Here is a 20,481-nt window from a genome sequence, read left to right as displayed (position 1 = left end):
GAATAAAAAAGCGATCAAGTAAAAGTTGCCTTTCTCTTGATCGCTTTAAATGCTTCAGCTTATTAAGCTACTTTTTCAGTGCCCTCGCTGAAAAGCGTCCCTTTTTTGTTTGGACGATAATTATTTAGATCTTCACCCTAAACCTTTTGCTGATATGCAGGCTTTTCAAGACTCGCCCCAAAAAAACTTTAACATCGCTAAACTTTGTTATAAAATTTCGTTCTACTTATTTATCTGGCTAATAGCTTTTACACAATTAAGTAAGATAATGCAGGTCAATGCATTAGTGTCCGCCTTGCTTGTTGTGTTGCCGGTTTTGGCCGTTTATGTATTAATTCCCTGTGGGTTGTTTTTTGTAATAAAGAGTTTTGTGGTAAAAGAGCCATTTCATCGATACCGCATACTTTATTTAATAGGACACCTTTTCTTTTTGATCATAATGATTGGGATGATTGTGGCTATCTCTGGTGATATTGCCAGGTATAATATTAAGTGACCGCGTTTTCCCAATTGTTGGAACTAATAACTATAGTTTGTAAATTTGGTATATGACAGTGACAGTTAACTTGCATTCGGTAGAAGAAGAAAAGGCCTTGATTGAATTCCTGGATAAGATGAATTACGAATATTTAAGTGACAATGGCGATTTCACTTTAACCGACTCTCAAAAACAAGAAGTTATCCGGCGTGACAATGATTTCATTAACGGTAAAACTACCGCCAGGGATTGGAACGACATTAAGCGCGATTTTTCGCCGTTGTTGGTGTTGTCACCAACAACAGAGGATGCCCAAGGGTAGTATAAGCCTAGCCAGCATGATGAGTCAGTATCCCAAACTCGTCAACCCCTGTTTCGTAAAACTTGGCTGATGAATATTTATAATCTTTCGGATACTTTGCTAATTGCCATTTGTCCTGCAATGGATTATTATGAATATAGTCGAGTTTCTGAATAAACACATTCGGCGTCCACAGATCAATACTTAATGAATTTCTTTCCCAAAACTGGTATTGTCTGTCTTTAGCATTTACAAAGTAATCTGATAAACGGGAATTATCTGTGTCCATCAGTTTGAATTTCATTTGCTGGGCTGTGAATTTCAAAAAACGCATCTGGATATTATCACGATTAGATCCATCCTGGATTTGCCATATTAAATGAATATGATTTGGCATAATTACAAAGCCGTAAACGGCAATACTCCCTTCGTTTTTTAGAAATTGCAGGCTGTCAATAATGACATTCTTAAATGTATCTTCTTTTAAAAGATGCTTCCACTCTAATATGGTGGCTGTAAAAAATTGAGGGTGATGATCGAAGTTGATATCAGCCATTGTGATGAGATTATAAGGTTTTAAACTGTTAGTCAAAGATACGCGGCATCTATTTAAATCACAAACATCCTGCTGCTTGTTGGAGACAACTCCAACAAGGGCGGCAGTAGTTATTTCTGTATTTCATCAACATCGAAATCCATCGATATTTTAAATTTATTCACGTATTTCGTTTTGAGATTTCTTTGTATTCCTTTGTTTTAATATAAAATACACTTTACGACAATACCCTATAAATGCTTTAACAAAGCCACTACTATTATCTCTTTTTATAGATGCTCCCAGCTTTGATGACCATAAAAACGGCTTTAATGTTATCAAGGTCGTCTAGCGGGTTTTTATCGAGGATCAGCAGGTTTGCATCCTTTCCCTGTTCAATTGTGCCTAAGCGATTTTCAAGATGTAAGGCTTTAGCCCCGTTTAGCGTGCCAGCGATGAGTGCATCAATAGGTTTGAATTGGGCTTCTTTAACCAAAAGTTTCATTTCCTCCTGTACAAATTGTTCCTGGTCGTCATCGGTTCCGGCACATATGATGACACCGGCCTTATATGCTTGCGTGGTAAGGCGTTTGCCGATCTCGTAGTCATATTGCACTGTTTTATCACTTTCTCCCCATTTTTTGTAGGTGAGCAATGTGGCGTCAAGGATGGTATGTTTGGTTACCATAAGGCGGAACAGGACAGTTAGATCGGGGGTAACTTTATCCCAATAGGCTGCATCATGCGGTTGGGTTTTCCATTCCTTAGGTACAATGCTGATGGTTTCATGCAATAATAGCGGCGCATGTGAAACAGAGCTCACCCCGGCGTTAACCAGGTTGGAGGGAATGGCATCCTGCAGCCAGGCATGTCCCCAAACAATAAGTTGTTGTTTGGTTGCTTCGCTGGTAATCTTTTGAACCATGTTGGCGCTAAGGTTAGCATAAAGCTTGATGCCGGTTGCGCCGGTTCCTTTTGCCCCGGCAACAGCACGAACAAAGTCGGTAGAGTCGGTCACGGCGAGCATGTAAGGCATTTTACCGGGTACTCCCCCGGCGGTAGCAGCTGCGGTACGCGGGTCAGTAAAGAATTCAGGGCCGGCCATTAGCGAAGAATAGTAAATATCCGGCGAATTAATTTCGCCCGTCATGGCATCGCGCGAAAGCCCGGCAAGGGTACGGGCATCTCCTGCCATGTCCCTGACTGTGGTAATTCCGCTGCGAAGCATATCATTGAGTGTAGCGAGCGCGTGGGCCCGGTTGTCGGTGCCTGAGGGATCGGTAGCCATGTGGACGTGGGTATCAATCAGTCCAGGAATGATGTATTTGCCTTTAAGCGGTATTACAGTGAAATTTGATGGAACTGCCTGGCCATTATCAGGAAAGACAGCACTGAGAATTTTGCCTTTCAGCAGAATGGTTTGACCTGTTAGCGGCGCCGGATGATTTGCATCGATAATTGTAACTCCGGTCAGCGCTACATCACCTAATGCTGTTTGGCTATAGGCAGGCGCACATGCTATGCAAACCAATGTTATGCACAGTGCAATGATTGATTGTTTCATCGTAAAACATATTTGGGATAAATATACAACGCTTGTGGGTTTAACAACTATGCGTATGCGTTGCTTTTTATTAAGCAATTCAATGTTTTTGGAAAATATTTTAATAATTGATCCCCACTTTTATTCCGAAAAACACCCTCATTCCTTTGTTACATTCGGTTCTTTATGTTTTAAATAAATTTAAGTATGTTTGGAAAACTGATCTTATAATTAAAACATGAAGTTATTCGTTAAAAAATCTCTTGAGCAATTGATGGCAACGCCCGAAGAGGGGGCCTCAACTCTTAAACGGACGCTGGGAGCTGGCAATCTTATTGCCCTGGGTATTGGGGCTATTATTGGTGCTGGCCTTTTTGTGAGGACTGCCGCTGCTGCAGGCGCCCATGCCGGTTCAGCCGTAACCATTTCATTTATTATCGCTGCAGTTGGCTGTGCTTTCGCCGGTTTATGCTATGCAGAATTTGCGTCTATCATACCTATCGCAGGCAGCGCGTATACTTATGCCTATGCTACTATGGGCGAGATTGTTGCCTGGATAATTGGATGGGCACTGATATTGGAATACGCCCTCGGTGCAGCCACCGTATCTATCAGTTGGAGCGAATATGCAAATAACCTCCTCGGGCATCGAATACCGTTCGAATGGTGCCACTCGCCTATGGAGTCCGCCATTATCAACGGTGTTACGCATTCAGGTATCATCAATCTGCCTGCATTATTGATCTTGCTTTTACTGTCTGCATTGCTTATTAAAGGCACACAGGAATCGGCAACAGTTAATGCAGTGATTGTATTTATTAAAGTGGCTATCGTGTTGGTGTTTATCGCTATCGGTTGGCAGTTTATCAATCCAGCTAACCACACTCCATATTTGATCCCGGCAAATGCTCCTCCGGCAATTTTACCCGATGGTACAAGCTACTCATATCTGCCGTTCTTTAACCATGGCTGGGGTGGCGTACTTACCGGAGCTGGTATCGTGTTTTTTGCGTTCATCGGTTTCGATGCAGTTTCAACAGCTGCCCAGGAAGCAAAGAATCCAAAAAGAGATATGCCTATCGGGATCTTAGGTTCATTGGTTGTTTGTACCATACTTTACATCCTGTTTTCATGGGTATTAACAGGTGTAGCTCCATATCAGGATTTTATGCGTGCAGGTAAAGAAGCATCGGTAGCTTATGCCATCAGCCATTATATGCAGCATTATGCATGGCTGTCAACACTTGTAACCGTTGCTATATTAGCAGGCTTTTCATCAGTTATCTTGGTAATGTTATTGGGCCAGTCGAGGGTTTTCTATACTATGTCGACCGATGGTTTATTGCCAAAAGTATTTTCCGACCTGCATCCAAAATTCAGCACACCGTATAAGAGCAATATGATATTGTTCATTTTTGTGGGCTTGTTTGCCGCATTTTTACCGGCAAGCGTTGCTGGCGATTTAACCTCCATTGGAACTTTGTTTGCATTCGTGCTGGTTTGTATCGGTGTAATGCTGCTTAGAAAAACCGATCCTGATTTGGTGAGGCCATTTAAGACGCCACTTGTTCCGCTTGTCCCAATCCTGGGCATCTTAATTTGTGCTGCCATGATACTTAGCTTACCGCTTGAAACACAAATAAGTGCTTTGGTTTGGATGATTATCGGGCTGATCATCTACTTTGGTTACAGCAGGGGGCATAGCAAATTGGGTAATGTGGCTGATATATTGCCAACAGCAACAGATTTTGAAAAGAAATAATTATAATGATCGGGCACTAGGCGCATAGCTTAAGCCCCGATCCATTAAATAATTTGACCATAATATTGAAAAGGTTCCGGTTTATCGGAACCTTTTTTGTTACATTGGGTTTTTAATAACCCCCTGCCCTTCTTTAATGAAAGCCGATAAAAACCTCTGGATCTTAGTACTTGTTTGCATTATTAATTCACTCGGCCTGGGCATTATCATTCCCGTATTATACAGCTACGGCAAAACTTTCGGGCTTACCGGCACTACCCTCGGGATCTTAATGGCGTCCTTTTCCATCGCTCAATTTTTTGCCACGCCCATATTAGGATCATTATCTGACAGGTATGGACGTAAGCCGTTACTGGTCATCAGCCTGGCCGGCACCTGTATTTCGTTTTTAATGTTTGCCGAGGCTCACAGCCTGTTAATTCTTTTCGCTGCGCGGATCCTGGACGGGTTAACAGGTGGTAACGTATCCGTTGCGCAGGCAATGGTTTCTGATACGGCTACAACAAAAAACAGGGCGAAGCGCTTTGGAATTTTAGGCTCATCCCTGGCATTTGGAATTGTGGCAGGTCCATTTATAGGCGGAGTTTTTACAAAGCTGAGTCCGCAGGCGCCTTTCTTTTTTGCTGCTGCTCTTTCCCTGGCAGGTACACTTTGTGCCTTAATCTTTCTAAAGGAAACAAACCCCACGGATAAAAAAACACGGGCAAATTACCATGAGGGTTTTAAATTCATAACGCTGGTAACTACCCTTAAACGCAAAACTGTTGGTACGGCGGTTTTTATCGGGTTCCTGCTTACCATGGCGCAACTCACCATGGTGGTAGGCTTTCAGACCTTTAGTGTTGATGTATTAAAGCTTACTCCTGCACAAATGGGTTATTTTTTGGCGGGTTTTGGCCTGGCGGGAATAATTATGCAATTGTGCGTGCCGCTCTTTACAAAATTAATTCCGTCCAAAGCTTTATTATTAATGCTATCATCCATTTTGTGTTTTGGGGTGATGTTCGTTTCAGGCTTTACTTCGGCATTTATTCCTTTTGCCGCTTGTATGTGTGTATACGGGCTATTTAATGGGCTGCGTAACCCGATGCTGAACTCCATTATTGCCGAACATACCGACAAGGCCGAACATGGCAAAATACTTGGGATCAACCAATCTTATGCATCAATTGGGCAAACGTTCGGACCGTTAACTGCCGGGCTGGTAACTGTTATTTCTATTCATAGTGTTTTCTTCTTATCTTCATTCTATATTTTAGTTGCATTTTTGCTCAGTTTCCGTTTAAAGAAGAAAGAATAAAACCCTAAGGCCATGCACCCATTAGTATTCAGAGAGATTCTCTCCGTATCGATGATCCTTTTTGCCATCATTGATATTCTTGGCGCCATTCCCGTAATAATCGAACTGCGCCAGCGTGTGGGGCATATCGAATCGGAGAAGGCGAGTATTGCGGTGCTGGTATTAATGGTGGGATTTTTATTTGGCGGTGATGAACTGCTGTCCATCATCGGGTTGGATATACAATCCTTCGCCATAGCAGGCTCGCTTGTGATATTCGTTGTAGCGATGGAAATGGTGCTGGGAATAAAAGTGTTTAAGGAAGAAATGTCGACAACCGCATCCATCGTCCCATTAGCTTTTCCGCTTATCGCAGGCGCAGGAACTATGACTACCTTGCTTTCTCTTAAATCGCAATACCAAACGCAGAACATCCTGGTAGGCATTGTTGTAAATACACTGTTTGTTTACCTGGTATTAAAAAACGTAAAATGGCTGGAAAAACTGCTTGGCGAAACAGGCGTTAATATCCTGCGGAAGGCATTTGGTGTTATTTTATTGGCTATCGCGATAAAGCTGTTTAGGAGTAATACGCATCTTTAATTTGAAGATGAGTTGATTTGAAGATTTGAAAATGCAATAGTTAGATCGTAGGGGCGTATCGCGTACACCCTCGAATAAAGTGCGAAACTCTACAAATTAATCAATTTATGATCCTTGTTCCAGCCTATCTTTAACTTCCCGGTCTCATCATCCTTCGCCCGGATGTGTAGCACAATTCCCCTGTTACGCCTTTTGGCAAGTTTTACTGTGTCGGTAATGTTTTCATCATTCTTTGGGTTACGCAACGGCACATCCATGGTAATATCCGTTCCGGTTTTAAGTGCATAGGTACCTGCTACATCAGCATTTAATACGCTTGAGTTAAGCTGCATAGGATTGATCACTATCTTTTCGCCAAGGATATCAAATTTAGCATCCAGGTTTGCTATGGCTATTTCCTTTAGATTACGGAACGGGAACGCAAACTTTCCTACATTAATAAGCGGTTTATAATTCAACAGGGCGGCATTCTTTAAATTGATATTGGCAGTTCCAAATATAGTACCCGGAACCAGCTGGCCTGCGTTACTGATCCTGCCGTTTACCTGTGTGCTGGCAGACAGGTAGCCCTTAAGGTTTCGATAGGTAATCGCTGTCACACCAAAATTATTGAATGCGAAAAAGAATTCACGCACGTCAACATTATTTACTGTAGCGTTTAGGTTAAAGCGGTTTTCCTTATTATCCTGGTAAATATTGCCCTTCATTTTTAGTGTGCCCCCAGCATGTTTAACATTCACATTGTTTAGCTCTACGCCTTCTTCAGAAAGATGTATATCGGCGGTGGCATCGGTGGCCAGGAATTCCTTGAAATGAACGTTTGCCGCCCGGATGTGAATAGATGCCTGTGCCTTATCCAATACGGTACCCAGTTGATTCACAATGTTTCCGCTGTTCTTCCTGCTTTTGATTACGGTTTCAGCTTGCTGCCGGGTATTCAAAAAGCCAATGAATTCACCAAGATATAATTGCGGACTGGTGATCTGCCAATCGAGGACAATTTTTTCCGGGGCGTCATAATACAGGTTAAGAAAGTTGTTGATATGTCCCTGCATCAATACCACGCTGCGACCGCTTTGCAAGCGGATGTGATCAAGCAGCAGGCTTTTCCGGGTGATGTGAATGGAAACGGACGTGTTTTTAAAATTCAGATTTCGGGGTACATAATTGATATCCGCATTTTTTAAATTGATGTTGCCGGTAACTATCGGTTTATTAATCCTGTAATCAACAATATCAGCCATGTAACGCAGGGACATATCAGCCGATCCCTTGCTGAATTTTGCCACACTGGAGCCCAAAAGGTAATTCAAATCTGCTGCGGGAAAGTTTGACCTGAAGTTACCGGTTGCGATGGGTTTTTCCAGGTTGTTAATGCTCCCGGTATCAATAACAAAGGGTAGATGGTTGTAGCTGCCATTAAAATTTATTAGCCTGATCACTGAATTGGCGTCATTAAATCCTTTCCCTTTCATGTGATTGTTGGTGAAAATTCCCTTAAAATTACAATCATTAATCGTGCTTCCGGGAATGGAGAGCTTGTTATCTTTTACATTGGCTGTTATGTACAACAATGGGTCGCTGCCGCCGCTAAAGCTGCCCGAGATAATTGCGTCAACAGCAATAGGCTTGTCAAGGTTAAACATATTCAGCTTTTGAGTAATGTTGGGCGACAAGAGTGAAGAAGCATGTCGCCACAAAAGCTTGTCGGCCGTGATGTGAAAGGTGAAATCTGCAGGCTTTTTCCCTGTAGCAAAACGTGCAATAATGTTAAAGTCGTCTCCGCCGATGGTGAATCCGCTTGACGTAACATTGATATTTCCTGTTGTGTTGTTATACCCGCCGGTTAATTTTCCCTCAACCAGCTTGTCTTTTATGAAGCTGCCGTGCTGGGTACTAAATGCCATGCTTTTGGCGGTTACCTTTAAGTCAACATTGGCGGTCCAGCCGGTATCGGGATAATTCATCTTGCCGTCCAGCTTATCAACCGCAAACTTGAACAGCTTTTTAGCCCTGCGATCCTCAACAGTAAAACTCACCTGGTTCAGGCTAAACTTCCCGATCCGGGTAGTAGATTTTTTGCCACTTTTACTCGAGTCGTTTGAATTGTTCTTTTTAAAAACAGAAGTATTGCTATACCCAAGGCTGTCAGTAAATAAATCAATAGCAGCATCACTTATGGTAACATGATCTATACTGATATCCCCTTTAAGTAGGGTAGCGGTATTTAAGGATACATCAAAGTTTTTGGTGCTTAATAATGTGTGGTGGTGTTGATCCCACTTTTTATCGCGCAGGGTGACATTTTCAAGCCTTACAGAAAGTGAGGGGAAGTTTTGGAAAAAGGAGGTGCTTACGCCACCCACCACCAACTTGCCATCGAGGTTTTTATTAAGCTCATCAGTCACCATCGAAATAACCTTTGCCTTGTGCGAGGAGATATAAACAGACAAGCCCACCAATACTGCAATAAAGAACAGGATTAGCGAGCCCAGTATTTTTAAGGAGATTTTTAACCAGCGCGGCATGTTGTGAATTTAATGTATAAGGTATGGTTTTACTAAATTGTTTTTGAGCGAGGGTAAATAAAACTTATGGGAATGGAGAAACCGCTCTTGTTAGTATGGTCGCCAACGAATTAGAGGATGCCTGTGCAACCCCGAAGCCAACAGCAAGGTGTAGAGTCTCCCATCACAAACATCCAGGTTTTGTTAGAGACAACATCCAACAAAGGCGGTAAGAAACTCCCCCTTCAGGGGGCTGGGGGGCTCAACCTTGCTACAAACATTGTATCCGCCTTACCCTCATATCCCTTCAAAACTTTGCTTTCCTCCAATTTTAAGCCTAATTCCTTCACAATAAAATTCACCACGTCTTCATTCTCTGCCTTAAAGGCCGAGCAGGTGATATAAACAAGTGGCTTGCCGGGCTTCAGGTATTTTACCACATTACGCACGATGCTCTGCTGTAGTTTCTGAAAAAACTCGATGTTGTAAGTTTCAAACTGGCTGATCATCTCTGGGGTGCGTCCCCAGGTTCCGGAGCCACTGCATGGGGCGTCGAGGATTATGCCGTCAAACGCATAATCATGCATCAGCAGGTCATTGTTCTGGGTAAGATCAAGCAGCTTTTTTTGGTATTTGGTGAGGCCTGCTTGTTGAAAGCGTTCGTCAAGGTTTGCCAGGATAGATTCCCGGATATCCGAGACTACCAATTTTATATTGGGTTCGAGATCATGTAAAAGGAGTGACTTACCACCGGATGCTGCGCACGCGTCCCACCATGCATCCCATTTAGCCGGTTTAAAAAACTGCGCAGTTTGCTGTGATGAGTAATCCTGCACCTCAAACCAGCGCTGGTTAGGCAATACAGCCTCCAGGCGTGTTCCATTCGGCAGGGAAATACAATTGTTGCCCTCGTCCTTAAAAACAATCTCAGCAGCAGCAAGCGCCACCTTAACCTGCGTTTCATAACCTTTATGTACCCTGATAAACAAATCGGGTTGAATAAAAAATGATCTTAAAAAAGCTTCCTTGTCGATCCCGGCAGATAGCTGATTGCTCCACGGGAAAACATCATCCAGTTTGAAATCGGGATGAGCAGTTTTTACCATCGCCAGCTTTTCGGCCATACTGAAATTTATACAAGCTGCCCATTCCGGTTTAAAATGTTGCAAAAAGGAGTTGAGCTGTGTGTTGCATAAAAACTCGGCTACAAACAAGCGTTCATCAGCGGAAACATTTGGCAAAGCCCTGCCCAAACGGAAATAGTTATATACCAACCGGCTGGCAATGCGCCTGTCGGTCGAGCCCATTTGTTTGTTTTGGCGATAAAAGCCGGGCAAAAATTTACTTAGGGGCGTTTCTGCCGGATATTCATCCAAAATTCGCTGAAACGTTTTAAGTTGGTTTATTGCCTTCATTCTACCTTTTTCAGCTCAAAATTAGTGTATTTATAGATGTTAATATGCGTGTTTATCCAGCCAAGGCCCGCTTTTTTCTGAAAATGGAAATTATTATGCAAACCCTCATAGTCTTTGCCTGATAAATTCTTCAGATCGCCATTGGCTAATTGCTGCCCCCAGTACAGGCCTTCATCAAAGCCCTTCACCGCATACTCACCCGGCTCAATATGATATTGTGCACGATAGCTCTTCATAAACGCCACCGTATTGGCATCCTTATAATTGATGCGGTCGGCAGCTGTAATGTGTGTATCCAGCCGTTGCAGCAAGTCGGCCTTTAAAAAGGAAAAATTAGCCCAGCTGGGGTGACCAAACACCGTAACGGGGTAACTATTTGTCAAAGAGTCAAGTCCACGCAGGGTGACTGTCAAAAAATGCTGGTTGGTTGCAGGTATAATAAAAACATTGCGGCCGGTAGAGGAGAGCTGCGGAATGAGTGAGCTTACCTGCCCGTGGATCACCGTTAGGTAGACCACCTGGATATGTTTTTTGCTCAAGCTATCGATTGCCTTTTTGAAGGGGATGAGGTAGTCATTCTCTTCGCTATAGCCCGATTTAAGCACGAATACCTTTTTAGGGTTTATTTTATCAGCGATATACGCTGCGGCGCCCCATGCATGGTATTCAAGTGGCGGCAGCATGGTTACCAGCACCGGGCTCTTTATAGTGGCCGGAGATGCCGGCGACAATGGCGAAACGATTGGCTGACGGGCAGAAGGGAACGCACCTGTGAACGCCTTTACGTCTTCCGGGAACACCGGGCCAACAATCAGGTCGCTGCTTCTTACAGCAGGGTTTAGCGCCAGGCTGTGCGCCTGCGCCTTTTCGCCCTTTGAATCAAAAAGCTGGAGCTTAAAGTTATAGCCCTGCCCGGTCAAAGAATCGAGCGCCAGCTTAAAACCGCGATAATAATCAAGGGAAATATCGGCCTCCTTTAACGTGGTGGCGGTATACGGTGATCCGGCCCTTAAATGATCAAGCCCGAATGGCAGCAACATGGCAATGGTTGATACCTTTGGCGCATTTGGCTGAACAATGCTTTTGGGCGGCGTTTTAAACGGGATCTTTTTCTCTTCGCCTTTTTTAGGTTGTACGGCAACCGGCTGCAGCTTTGGTGAACATGCCGCAGCTATAAGCCCGATAAATAAAAACATTAACCACCTATTCCCACTCAATCGTAGCAGGCGGTTTTGAGCTGATATCATATACTACCCGGTTAATTCCCTTTACATTGTTAATGATCTCGTTGCTGATCTTAGCCAGCAAATCGTATGGCAAGTGGCACCAGTCGGCGGTCATCCCGTCTAATGATTCCACGGCACGCAGGCAAATCACGTTCTCGTAAGTACGTTCATCGCCCATAACACCTACCGATTGTACCGGTAAAAATATGGAGCCTGCCTGCCAAACTTTATCATAAACACCACCAGCACGCAAATTGTTGATATAAATCGCATCGGCTTCCTGTAAAATAGCAACTTTCTCGGGTGTAACCTCACCTAAGATCCTGATTGCCAGTCCGGGACCAGGGAATGGATGGCGGCCTAAAATATTCGGATCAATGCCTAAAGCCTTGCCTACACGCCTAACTTCGTCCTTAAATAAGGTATTAAGCGGTTCAACAACCTTTAGTTTCATAAAATCGGGCAGTCCGCCGACGTTATGGTGTGATTTGATGGTGGCCGATGGTCCCTTAACAGAAACAGACTCGATCACGTCCGGGTAGATGGTTCCCTGGCCAAGCCATTTAACATCCTGTACTTTATGCGCCTCGTCATCAAATACCTCGATAAACACCCGGCCGATCGCTTTTCGTTTTTTCTCCGGGTCGGTTAATCCGGCCAGTGCGTCATAAAAGCGTTGTTTGGCATCTACACCGATAACGTTCAATCCCATGTGCTGGTAAGAGTCGAGCACAGATTGAAATTCATCTTTGCGTAATAAACCATTATCTACAAATACACAATGCAGGTTTTTGCCGATAGCATGGTGCAGTAATATAGCAGCAACCGATGAGTCAACGCCGCCTGAAAGTCCTAGTACAACTTTATCGTCGCCAAGCTTTTCTTTAAGGGCTGCAATGGTAGTTTCTACAAATGAATCGGGAGTCCAGTCCTGCACGCAACCGCAGATATCAACCAAAAAATTGAACAATAACTGCTTGCCGTCGGTACTGTGCGTAACCTCAGGGTGGAACTGGATGCCATATGTTTGGGTGCCTGTAACCTGGTAGGCCGCAACCTTAACCGTATCTGTACTGGCAATTATTTCAAAATTAGGGCCGATAGTAGCAATCGTATCCGCGTGCGACATCCAAACCTGTGAATCAGGCTGGATCATCCTAAATAATGGATTTTCTGCATTGATATATTGCAGGTTGGCGCGACCGTATTCCCTTGTGCTTGATGGCAATACCTCGCCGCCATGAAAATGCGCCATGTACTGCGCCCCGTAGCAAACGCCAAGGATAGGCAGTGTGCCATGGAACTTATCAAAGTCAAACGTCGGTGGATTTTCCTGGCGAACAGAATAGGGGCTACCCGAAAGGATAATGCCTTTTACACTGTCGTCAACTTCAGGAAAATGATTGAATGGGTGGATCTCGCAGTAAATATTGAGCTCCCTGACACGGCGCGCAATGAGTTGGGTGAACTGCGAGCCAAAGTCAAGAATGAGGATTTTTTCTTGCATGGGCAAAGATAGGATTTAGCTGTGAGATTTGAGATATGAGATTTGAGAAAATTAGGATATAGATACTCCTTATCGCTAATTTTATGTTAACGCATTAATATTCCCGGAATAGTTAATCTTTTTCTTTGTCTCTAAAATAAAAACCGATTATCGCTCCAACAATGCCACTTAATATTCCGGCGACGGCCGTTAATATTTTAAAAACCTCGTCTATTTTTAACTTTAGAAGCCACCAACCTATTACAATTACTATAGTTAAAAGACCTATGTAGGAATAAAGGGCTATATATGCTATCCGGGTTCTAGTTTGCTCTCTTTGAATTTCAACACCCGGCATTCCATTAATTGGATTAGATGAGACTGCCATAAATTTCGATCTAAATTTTTTTAGTATTTATTTTTTGATATATCATTCTGTCTTTTCATGGATTCAGGAGTCTGGATATGGAAATAATGTTCCAAAATATATTCCTCATCGCTAACAATGCGCTCTTCTTGCTTATTTCGCCAGCTTTCCTTAACCAAGGCAACCCGATTTGTCCTCCAAACCTCCTCCAACAATCCAATTCCTTGAGCTATTACATCGGCTTCATTAAGCCCTTGCTTTTTCATTTCATTAATAAAAGTTTCGGCTAAACCCGTAAGTTTAATTGTTATTGTTTTTGCCATAAATTGAAGCGTTAATTCATTTTGTGGTTGCTTGATAAGGCTACTTTAAGCTGTTTTAGCTTAAAGTGTAGTAAATTTAGTATTTATTAATAAGAATAGCAAATACGTAATAATGTCTATTCCGCTACATATTCTCTCAAAATATTAATATGAGTTTTACATTGTAAAATGTGTGTTTGTCTTAGGTCAGAAAATCAATAAATTACTCAAAATATAAGATATGAATCCCAATGGACACCAGCAAACGCGACGCTAATGGCCAGTTGAAGCATGGCCTTGTAAAGGAATATTTTAAGGATGGCGCCCTATCGGCAATGGGTGAGTACGAGCACGGTGATAAAACCGGCAAATGGGAATACTACTTTGCAGACGGCAGGTTGAAAGCCATTGGCAATTATGAAAACGACCTGCTAACCGGCGAATGGAAATGGTACCGCGAAAACGGCAACCTGATGCAAACCGGCTCATTTGAAAACGGGGAGCGGAAAGGCATTTGGGAGCGTTACCACATCGAAGGGCCGATGTACGATTCGGGTGCTTATGAGGGTGAAAAGAAGATCGGCGAATGGAAGACATTTGATAAAAGTGGCAATTTGATTAAGACCAAAAGCTATGGCTGACACAGTTATCAATACTACACCTGTCATTGCGAGCGCAGCGTGGCAACCGCGAACTTTGCAGGGCGGATAGAAAGGCGTAGAACCTGTATAGCGGCTGAGCAGGCGTGCGGTTGCCACGCTGCGCTCGCAATGACAATTTTTTATTTTATTTGTAATTATGCCAGTAACAACCCGTCTCGCAACATTTCAGGATACACCACAACTTAATGAATTGATCGCGCAATCTGTTCGGGGATTGAGCACTGAATATTACACCCCTGCACAAATTGAAAGCGCCATCAAATATATTTTTGGTGTGGATACACAACTGGTGATCGATGGAACTTATTACGTTGCTGAAAAAGATAGCGTAATTGTGGGCTGCGGGGGATGGAGCAAGCGAAATACTTTATACGGCGGCGACCAGCATAAAGAAGTTGAAGACCCGCTGCTTGATCCCGGGCATGATGCGGCAAGGATAAGGGCTTTTTTTGTACACCCGGATTATGCGAGGCAAGGGATAGGCCGGCAGATCATTAATGTTTGTGAAGACGCTGCAAAGGCTGAGGGCTTTATGTCGTTTGAATTGGGTGCAACGTTACCAGGCGTTCCGTTGTATGCAACTATGGGTTATGAAGCAATTGAAAGGGTAGATGCGCCTTTACAGGATGGCGAGGTTTTGGGTATAATAAAAATGAGGAAAAGTTAGACTTACGAAGTTTTTTAAAACTTCGTAAGTCTGGAAGTACCGGCTTAGAAATTAATACCGATATTAATATTTGAAGTGCTGTTTCTTAAGGCTGAACCTGTGTTGTCTTTAACCATATCGCTTACGCCACCTTGCCCGTTAAGCTCGATAAAAAATTTTGCCCTGTCAGAAACCGGAATCTTTACACCAATGCCAACATCAAGGCCGCCATCTGTTGTATTAAAGAAATCTTTTACATCGCCGCCGCCGTCAGACAATTTAGCGCTGGTTAAAATGCCGATATACGGGCCGAAGTTTAAATACCAATTGCGGGTTCTGCCGAAGTGCCAGTTTGCCATTAATGGGATAGTGATGTAGTTTAGCTTGTAATCTACTGTATAGGAATTGGTTCCATCGTCAAAATAGCCATTGTTCCAGCCTTTCTGATCATACACTACTTTCGCCTTAAAGCTCCAGTGGTCAGAGAAATAATAATCAGCCGAAACACCAACGTTAAAGCCTACGCGGTAATCGGAATTGGTTTGGTTGTCACCGGTTGTTACGGTAGATTCATTTAGGCCTACGTTTATACCAAATTCGGTAGCGCCCTTTGTTTGTGAAAATGCGGCTGTATAAATACCTAATACAACCAGGAGAGTAGTAATGATTTTTTTCATAATTGTGGGTTTTTTAAGTAATGCAAATGTATCATTTTTCAGTATATAGAATAGCATGCCGTATTTTGCGTTAAGGGTTTATATTTGAGCTTAATATCAATCATGCTAAAAAAAATATTCTTACTCTTCTTGCTGGCTTCGACTGGTTTTATCGCCAAAGCGCAATCTGCGGATTCCGTTTATAATAAATACCTCGATTTTAACCTCGCCCGTTTCCAGGGCGAAAATGATAAGCTGCCCGGTCTTGGTGAAGCCCTGTTGCCTGTTGCTGATAAGCTGCCGGAAAAAGCCCGAATAAACTTTTACTTTGCTATGGGTAAAATTTATGACGATGACGCGCAGCCAAAAAAGGCAATAATATATTACGATAAGGTTGCCGCTGCCGTGCCTGACTATTATGTTGTGCATCGGGGCTTAGGATACATTTATCTCGGCCAGGCAAAGGAGATCAAGAATAAGATCTATGCTGCAACAGATCCGGCTGTCATCAAACAGTTAACGGATGAATACAGTGCCGCTGCCCGCAAGGCCCTGCCCCATCTTGAAAAGGCCCAGGCCTGTGACCCAAGCGACGAAACGCTTGATGAGATAAAAATACTTTATACGAACCTGAAGGATACTGAAGGATTAAAAACTTTGGATAGCCGATTGAAGCAATTGGGTGTGCATTGTATTGATATTTTGGAGGATAAATAGGGGAGTAATTTATCGTCATTGCGAGGCTGGTTGCTCGCAACCGGCTTCGAAGCAATCTCTACGCCATCTATGCACCAGTGTTAAAAAGCAATGTGTTAACTAATCAAGCGGCTATAAAGTCCCACCAGCATAGAGGTTAAATGATTGTCCTGTGCAGAGGCTGCTTCGTTCCTCGCAGTGACGCGTTTTTACAAACCTTTAACCTTTCGCCTTTAAGCTTTCACCTCTCTTCAAGCCTTATCTGCAGCAGCGGGCTTCATTTTTTTCATGGTTGATTTCTTTTCCTCGTTGCCGCCGCCCATCAGGTATCCCCATGGTTTCAGGCTTTCAACCCGGTCGAAGATGATCTTAAAGATCGCCATGATGGGAATAGACAGGAACATACCTGATAATCCCCAAATCATTTCGCCTAAAATTATCCCCAAAAAGGTGATCAGTGCATTGAGTTTTACCTTCGAACCCACAATGGTGGGCAAAAGGAAGTTGGAGTCGATTGCATGAATGGCCAATACGCTGCCGGCTACCCATGCAGCTGAGGTTACAGTTCCGGTAGCAAATGTTATTAGTGTGCTTAACAGTAGCGCGGTAAAAATACCCAAGTACGGTATCAGGTTAAATAACGCCACAATTATACCCAGTAATACGGCGTATTTAGCGCCAATAAACCAAAATGCGGTGCAAGCCAGACAAGCCACAACAAACATCTCCAATAACAGCCCAAGGATGTATTGCCTTAAAATACTCTGGATGTTTTCCACAATATCATGCACTATTGATTCATACTCCGAACTGAATACCCAAACTATGAAATTAATCAGGATTTGCCTGTAAAGCAGGATGAAAAAAGTGAAAATGAGAATGAAAATGTAGAAAAGCATTAATGAGGATATGGCCCCAAAGGTTGTACCTATAACGTTTGAGCCCTCAGCAATTATTTTCTGCGTGGTGCTGTGAACGTAGCTCATTTGTTTTTCGGCATTTATATGGAAAGCATGCTGCACCCACTCCTTGATCTCAATAATTGATTGACTGACCTGGCTTTGCAGCTGCGGCCAGTCGCTGGCGAGGTTGGAGATTTGCGAACCTACGAGGTATAAAATGCCGCTTATAAAACCTAAAAGCAAGAGAATAGAAACCAGGCAGGCTATGGCACGCGGCAGGCGTAATTTCTTTTCCAAAAATATCGCGATAGGCAATAAAAGTATCGCAAATAAGAAACCGAAGATCAGCGGGTCGAGTATTTCCTTGCCTGCAATGATGATATAGCCAAGTGATAACAAGCCGATAAGTACCAGCGATAATCGTTCATAAAAAGGATGGGCCGGCGTTTTTGTTGGCATATATCGGGGGATTATTTTGTGGTATGAACACAAATTTCATTTATTAGTTTGAAGATAAGTATAAATGAGTGTAGAAAAACACTTTCGTTGGGAAATTTCCGGTTAACAGATTTACGAAATTTCAAAAATTTCGAAATCTCATCACTTACCAGTAAACGCATCCATAATATCCATCAAAGTTATCGCCTCTTCTATTGAACATGGATTTGGCCCCTCATCATTAAAGTAGGCTACAATTTTCTCGATCATCGGCTGCTGGATATGCTCGGGATGGGTAAACATTAAGGTTTGCTCATCTTCGTCGGTTTTCCAGCTGATATAATTCCCGAAAAAGGGAAATGTGATCCTTCCTTTGGTACCAATGATCTCGCAGGTATCAGTGGTTTGATTTTCAGCCACGTTGAAGCACCACGAGCCATTCACCACCACCTGGTTTTTAAACAGGATCTGCCCGTTAACATTATCATCCGCTGTTGTCGCTCCGGATTGGTTTAAGGAAAATCCGCTGTACTTTTCCGGTTCACCAAAGTAAAACAACATCAGGTCGAGCTGGTGGGGGGCGAGGTCATGGAAATAGCCGCCGCCTGATACTTCAGGCTGCAAGCGCCAGTTGGTTTCCACATCGGCTATCAATTTTGGTTTACGGCTTTGCCACATCCTGATCTGGACTGTACGCACATCTCCGATTAGTTTAGTATCCAGAAACTGCTTTACGTGTAAAAACATGGGCACGGCACGGCGATAATGCGCAACCGTTAATTTTTGATTAGGATGCTGCTTAACTGCTTCGGCAATTTGCCTGGCTTCGGAAGCGTTGCGTGTAACCGGTTTCTCTACATAAACATTAAAACCTTTTCCTAGCGCGGTGATGGCATAATCCATATGTGATGATGGGGGAGTAGCAATATAAACCGCATTAATGCGCTCATCGGCCATTAGTTCATCTGCATTGTCATACCAGGAGCCAACGTTATGACGCCGGGCATAGTCGGCCGCCTTTTCGGCATCACGGCGCATCACAGCAATAAGGCTGCTGCCCGCAACTTTACTAAAAGCCGGTCCGCTTTTTTTTTCGGTTACATCACCGCAGCCTATTATTCCCCAGTTTATTTTGGACATAGCGAATATTATGGGGCTGTCATGCTGAGGCACTCGAAGTATGCGGGCAATGGCCTCTACGCGCGTACTTCGAGTGCCTCAGTGTGACAGCGCTCTTTTGATTGTATTATTTTAATATTTCTTCAATCTTTGTCAATTCCTCTCCCGAAAAAACAATATTATCCAGGCACTTCAATGAATCAGCCAATTGCTCAGGGCGACTTGCACCGATCAGCACCGATGTAACCCTTTCATCCTTCAGCAACCAGGCTAAAGCCATTTGGGCCAATGTTTGTCCGCGTTGCAATGCTATATCGTTTAATCTTTTTATCTGGCTGATGCGCGCTTCGGTAACCTGGCTTTCCTGTAAAAAGCCGGTTGATTTTGCAGCTCTTGAATCAGCAGGAATGCCGTGCAGGTATTTGTTGGTTAACAACCCTTGCGCCAATGGTGAGAATGGGATACAGCCTACGCCGTCTTTTTCCAATACGTCAAGCAACCCGTCTTCAGCCCAACGCTCAAACATAGAGTATTTGGGCTGATGAATTAAGCATGGCGTACCCAACCTTTTTAATATGGCGATGGCCTTGTCTGCTTCCTCTGCAGGATAGTTCGAGATACCCGCGTATAATGCCTTTCCCTGCCTTACGATCAGGTCTAAGGCACCCATGGTTTCTTCAAGCGGCGTTTCCGGATCGGGGCGGTGGTGGTAGAAAATATCAACATAGTCAAGCTTCATCCTTTTCAGGCTTTGGTCGAGGCTTGATATCAGGTATTTTTTTGAACCCCAGTCACCATAAGGGCCATCCCACATGGTATAACCGGCCTTACTGGAGATGATCAGCTCATCGCGATAGCCGCGGAAGTCCTCCCATAAAAGCTTCCCAAAATTTTCCTCTGCCGATCCGGGAGGCGGCCCATAATTATTGGCAAGATCGAAATGAGTAATGCCGCTGTCGAACGCCAGGTGCAGGATCTTGCGGAAATTTTCCATCACATCAACGTGACCGAAATTGTGCCACAAGCCGAGCGAAACTGCCGGTAGCTTAATTCCGCTTTTTCCACAGCGGCGGTATTGCATATTCTTGTATCTTTCTGCGGAGGGTAGGTAGGTCATAAATTTATGGTGAGTTGTTTTAACGGGAGTAAAAATAGAATTTTATATAATTAACCGGAGCAATTATTTAAAGGAACGTTCCGGGAAGCGCTTCGATCCCATTTGTTAGCATCTGCCTTTTAGCCCAATCGCGTAGTAATGATAAAAAAGGCAACAGTTCTTTACCGGTTTCAGTAAGAGTATACTCGACTTTTGGCGGCACTTCCACATAAACCTTACGACTTACCAGGTTATCCTCCTCCAACTCTTTTAAAACCTGGGTAAGCATTTTTGGGGTAATGCCGGTAACCGTTTTGCGCAGTTCGCCATAACGTAATGTTCCTGAGCGCAGTCGCCAAAGCACACGCCCCTTGTATTTGCCGCCGATACGCTGAAATGCATAGTCGATACCGCATTTTGGCAAAGTTCTTTTTGCTGTTGTAGTCATTAAATAAAATTAAT

General features: G+C 43.5%; 20 protein-coding genes. 7 read left to right on the top strand and 13 right to left on the bottom strand.

From position 1 onward, the window contains the following. The first annotated feature begins 548 nt into the window (after positions 1-548). Positions 549-800: an addiction module protein gene (locus KXD93_RS27635; RefSeq protein WP_258140790.1), complete on the top strand. Its 252-nt coding sequence runs from the start codon at positions 549-551 to the stop codon at positions 798-800. Between the two features lie 7 nt (positions 801-807). On the opposite strand, the gene KXD93_RS27630 is transcribed toward KXD93_RS27635, so the two are convergent. Together KXD93_RS27630 and KXD93_RS27625 are read right to left on the bottom strand one after the other, a co-directional pair. Then, a complete protein-coding gene (locus tag KXD93_RS27630; RefSeq protein WP_258140788.1) occupies positions 808-1,335 on the bottom strand; it encodes a transposase in 528 nt (175 codons plus the stop codon). A 259-nt stretch (positions 1,336-1,594) separates the two neighbouring features. Then, on the bottom strand, positions 1,595-2,878 hold the full coding sequence (locus KXD93_RS27625; protein WP_258140787.1) for an amidohydrolase family protein: 1,284 nt from the start codon (positions 2,876-2,878) through the stop codon (positions 1,595-1,597). A gap of 217 nt (positions 2,879-3,095) precedes the next feature. Here KXD93_RS27625 and KXD93_RS27620 point away from each other — a divergent pair, with 217 nt between their 5' ends. The 3 genes from KXD93_RS27620 (at position 3,096) to KXD93_RS27610 (ending at position 6,501) form a co-directional block, all read left to right on the top strand. Beyond that, positions 3,096-4,619: an amino acid permease gene (locus KXD93_RS27620; protein ID WP_258140786.1), complete on the top strand. Its 1,524-nt coding sequence runs from the start codon at positions 3,096-3,098 to the stop codon at positions 4,617-4,619. A gap of 136 nt (positions 4,620-4,755) precedes the next feature. Then, positions 4,756-5,919 (top strand): MFS transporter, encoded by a 1,164-nt coding sequence (locus tag KXD93_RS27615; RefSeq protein WP_258140785.1) that lies wholly within the window; start codon positions 4,756-4,758, stop codon positions 5,917-5,919. A 12-nt stretch (positions 5,920-5,931) separates the two neighbouring features. After that, the gene (locus tag KXD93_RS27610) at positions 5,932-6,501 is read left to right on the top strand and encodes a MarC family protein (RefSeq protein WP_258140784.1); all 570 of its coding nucleotides are present in this window, start codon (positions 5,932-5,934) and stop codon (positions 6,499-6,501) included. 89 nt (positions 6,502-6,590) lie between these two features. Here KXD93_RS27610 and KXD93_RS27605 read toward each other — a convergent pair whose 3' ends face one another. The 6 genes from KXD93_RS27605 to KXD93_RS27580 form a co-directional block, all read right to left on the bottom strand. Continuing rightward, a complete protein-coding gene (locus tag KXD93_RS27605; protein ID WP_258140782.1) occupies positions 6,591-9,029 on the bottom strand; it encodes an AsmA family protein in 2,439 nt (812 codons plus the stop codon). Positions 9,030-9,253: 224 nt separating this feature from the next. Next, positions 9,254-10,423, bottom strand: coding sequence for an RsmB/NOP family class I SAM-dependent RNA methyltransferase (locus KXD93_RS27600; protein WP_258140781.1), 1,170 nt, complete (start codon positions 10,421-10,423; stop codon positions 9,254-9,256). Then, positions 10,420-11,670, bottom strand: coding sequence for an ABC transporter substrate-binding protein (locus tag KXD93_RS27595; RefSeq protein WP_258140779.1), 1,251 nt, complete (start codon positions 11,668-11,670; stop codon positions 10,420-10,422). Before KXD93_RS27595 ends, KXD93_RS27600 begins: the two co-directional genes overlap by 4 nt. Then, entirely contained in the window at positions 11,627-13,156 is a 1,530-nt protein-coding gene (guaA, locus tag KXD93_RS27590) for a glutamine-hydrolyzing GMP synthase (RefSeq protein WP_258140778.1), read from the bottom strand. Before guaA ends, KXD93_RS27595 begins: the two co-directional genes overlap by 44 nt. Before the next feature lie 112 nt (positions 13,157-13,268). Continuing rightward, positions 13,269-13,523 (bottom strand): hypothetical protein, encoded by a 255-nt coding sequence (locus KXD93_RS27585; protein ID WP_258140776.1) that lies wholly within the window; start codon positions 13,521-13,523, stop codon positions 13,269-13,271. A gap of 20 nt (positions 13,524-13,543) precedes the next feature. Beyond that, positions 13,544-13,825 carry a hypothetical protein gene (locus KXD93_RS27580; protein ID WP_258140775.1) on the bottom strand — a complete coding sequence of 94 codons (282 nt, stop codon included), beginning with the start codon at positions 13,823-13,825 and terminating at the stop codon, positions 13,544-13,546. 230 nt (positions 13,826-14,055) lie between these two features. Between KXD93_RS27580 and KXD93_RS27575 the strand changes: the two genes are divergently transcribed. Both KXD93_RS27575 and KXD93_RS27570 read left to right on the top strand, forming a co-directional pair. Then, positions 14,056-14,445 carry a toxin-antitoxin system YwqK family antitoxin gene (locus tag KXD93_RS27575; protein ID WP_258140774.1) on the top strand — a complete coding sequence of 130 codons (390 nt, stop codon included), beginning with the start codon at positions 14,056-14,058 and terminating at the stop codon, positions 14,443-14,445. Between the two features lie 157 nt (positions 14,446-14,602). Further along, a complete protein-coding gene (locus KXD93_RS27570; RefSeq protein ID WP_258140773.1) occupies positions 14,603-15,133 on the top strand; it encodes a GNAT family N-acetyltransferase in 531 nt (176 codons plus the stop codon). 44 nt (positions 15,134-15,177) lie between these two features. Here KXD93_RS27570 and KXD93_RS27565 read toward each other — a convergent pair whose 3' ends face one another. Beyond that, positions 15,178-15,789 carry a porin family protein gene (locus KXD93_RS27565; RefSeq protein ID WP_258140772.1) on the bottom strand — a complete coding sequence of 204 codons (612 nt, stop codon included), beginning with the start codon at positions 15,787-15,789 and terminating at the stop codon, positions 15,178-15,180. Positions 15,790-15,891: 102 nt separating this feature from the next. Here KXD93_RS27565 and KXD93_RS27560 point away from each other — a divergent pair, with 102 nt between their 5' ends. Continuing rightward, on the top strand, positions 15,892-16,485 hold the full coding sequence (locus KXD93_RS27560) for a hypothetical protein (RefSeq protein ID WP_258140771.1): 594 nt from the start codon (positions 15,892-15,894) through the stop codon (positions 16,483-16,485). A gap of 230 nt (positions 16,486-16,715) precedes the next feature. Here KXD93_RS27560 and KXD93_RS27555 read toward each other — a convergent pair whose 3' ends face one another. From KXD93_RS27555 to KXD93_RS27540, 4 genes are all read right to left on the bottom strand, one after another. Next, entirely contained in the window at positions 16,716-17,825 is a 1,110-nt protein-coding gene (locus KXD93_RS27555; protein ID WP_258140770.1) for an AI-2E family transporter, read from the bottom strand. 141 nt (positions 17,826-17,966) lie between these two features. Further along, a complete protein-coding gene (locus tag KXD93_RS27550) occupies positions 17,967-18,944 on the bottom strand; it encodes a Gfo/Idh/MocA family protein (RefSeq protein ID WP_258140769.1) in 978 nt (325 codons plus the stop codon). A 106-nt stretch (positions 18,945-19,050) separates the two neighbouring features. Further along, positions 19,051-20,040 carry an L-glyceraldehyde 3-phosphate reductase gene (gene mgrA, locus KXD93_RS27545; RefSeq protein ID WP_258140768.1) on the bottom strand — a complete coding sequence of 330 codons (990 nt, stop codon included), beginning with the start codon at positions 20,038-20,040 and terminating at the stop codon, positions 19,051-19,053. Positions 20,041-20,107: 67 nt separating this feature from the next. After that, positions 20,108-20,467, bottom strand: a complete 360-nt coding sequence (locus KXD93_RS27540; protein ID WP_258140767.1) for a winged helix-turn-helix transcriptional regulator — start codon at positions 20,465-20,467, stop codon at positions 20,108-20,110. Positions 20,468-20,481 lie beyond the last annotated feature (14 nt).

It is taken from the genome of Mucilaginibacter phenanthrenivorans (assembly GCF_024721155.1).
GTDB lineage: Bacteria > Bacteroidota > Bacteroidia > Sphingobacteriales > Sphingobacteriaceae > Mucilaginibacter > Mucilaginibacter phenanthrenivorans.
The sequence above is the reverse complement of the archived record's forward strand: the minus strand, read 5'-3'. Positions and strand labels throughout refer to the sequence as shown.

What these genes read in the sequence shown, in the direction of transcription:
- KXD93_RS27580 (WP_258140775.1), bottom strand. Translation starts at nt 13,825, where the DNA reads ATGGCAAAAACAATAACAATTAAACTTACGGGTTTAGCCGAAACTTTT.
- KXD93_RS27585 (WP_258140776.1), bottom strand. Translation starts at nt 13,523, where the DNA reads ATGGCAGTCTCATCTAATCCAATTAATGGAATGCCGGGTGTTGAAATT.
- KXD93_RS27600 (WP_258140781.1), bottom strand. Translation starts at nt 10,423, where the DNA reads ATGAAGGCAATAAACCAACTTAAAACGTTTCAGCGAATTTTGGATGAA.
- KXD93_RS27595 (WP_258140779.1), bottom strand. Translation starts at nt 11,670, where the DNA reads ATGATATCAGCTCAAAACCGCCTGCTACGATTGAGTGGGAATAGGTGG.
- KXD93_RS27605 (WP_258140782.1), bottom strand. Translation starts at nt 9,029, where the DNA reads ATGCCGCGCTGGTTAAAAATCTCCTTAAAAATACTGGGCTCGCTAATC.
- KXD93_RS27620 (WP_258140786.1), top strand. Translation starts at nt 3,096, where the DNA reads ATGAAGTTATTCGTTAAAAAATCTCTTGAGCAATTGATGGCAACGCCC.
- KXD93_RS27570 (WP_258140773.1), top strand. Translation starts at nt 14,603, where the DNA reads ATGCCAGTAACAACCCGTCTCGCAACATTTCAGGATACACCACAACTT.
- guaA (WP_258140778.1), bottom strand. Translation starts at nt 13,156, where the DNA reads ATGCAAGAAAAAATCCTCATTCTTGACTTTGGCTCGCAGTTCACCCAA.
- KXD93_RS27555 (WP_258140770.1), bottom strand. Translation starts at nt 17,825, where the DNA reads ATGCCAACAAAAACGCCGGCCCATCCTTTTTATGAACGATTATCGCTG.
- KXD93_RS27615 (WP_258140785.1), top strand. Translation starts at nt 4,756, where the DNA reads ATGAAAGCCGATAAAAACCTCTGGATCTTAGTACTTGTTTGCATTATT.
- KXD93_RS27565 (WP_258140772.1), bottom strand. Translation starts at nt 15,789, where the DNA reads ATGAAAAAAATCATTACTACTCTCCTGGTTGTATTAGGTATTTATACA.
- KXD93_RS27610 (WP_258140784.1), top strand. Translation starts at nt 5,932, where the DNA reads ATGCACCCATTAGTATTCAGAGAGATTCTCTCCGTATCGATGATCCTT.
- KXD93_RS27625 (WP_258140787.1), bottom strand. Translation starts at nt 2,878, where the DNA reads ATGAAACAATCAATCATTGCACTGTGCATAACATTGGTTTGCATAGCA.
- KXD93_RS27550 (WP_258140769.1), bottom strand. Translation starts at nt 18,944, where the DNA reads ATGTCCAAAATAAACTGGGGAATAATAGGCTGCGGTGATGTAACCGAA.
- KXD93_RS27560 (WP_258140771.1), top strand. Translation starts at nt 15,892, where the DNA reads ATGCTAAAAAAAATATTCTTACTCTTCTTGCTGGCTTCGACTGGTTTT.
- KXD93_RS27540 (WP_258140767.1), bottom strand. Translation starts at nt 20,467, where the DNA reads ATGACTACAACAGCAAAAAGAACTTTGCCAAAATGCGGTATCGACTAT.
- KXD93_RS27635 (WP_258140790.1), top strand. Translation starts at nt 549, where the DNA reads ATGACAGTGACAGTTAACTTGCATTCGGTAGAAGAAGAAAAGGCCTTG.
- KXD93_RS27630 (WP_258140788.1), bottom strand. Translation starts at nt 1,335, where the DNA reads ATGGCTGATATCAACTTCGATCATCACCCTCAATTTTTTACAGCCACC.
- mgrA (WP_258140768.1), bottom strand. Translation starts at nt 20,040, where the DNA reads ATGACCTACCTACCCTCCGCAGAAAGATACAAGAATATGCAATACCGC.
- KXD93_RS27575 (WP_258140774.1), top strand. Translation starts at nt 14,056, where the DNA reads ATGGACACCAGCAAACGCGACGCTAATGGCCAGTTGAAGCATGGCCTT.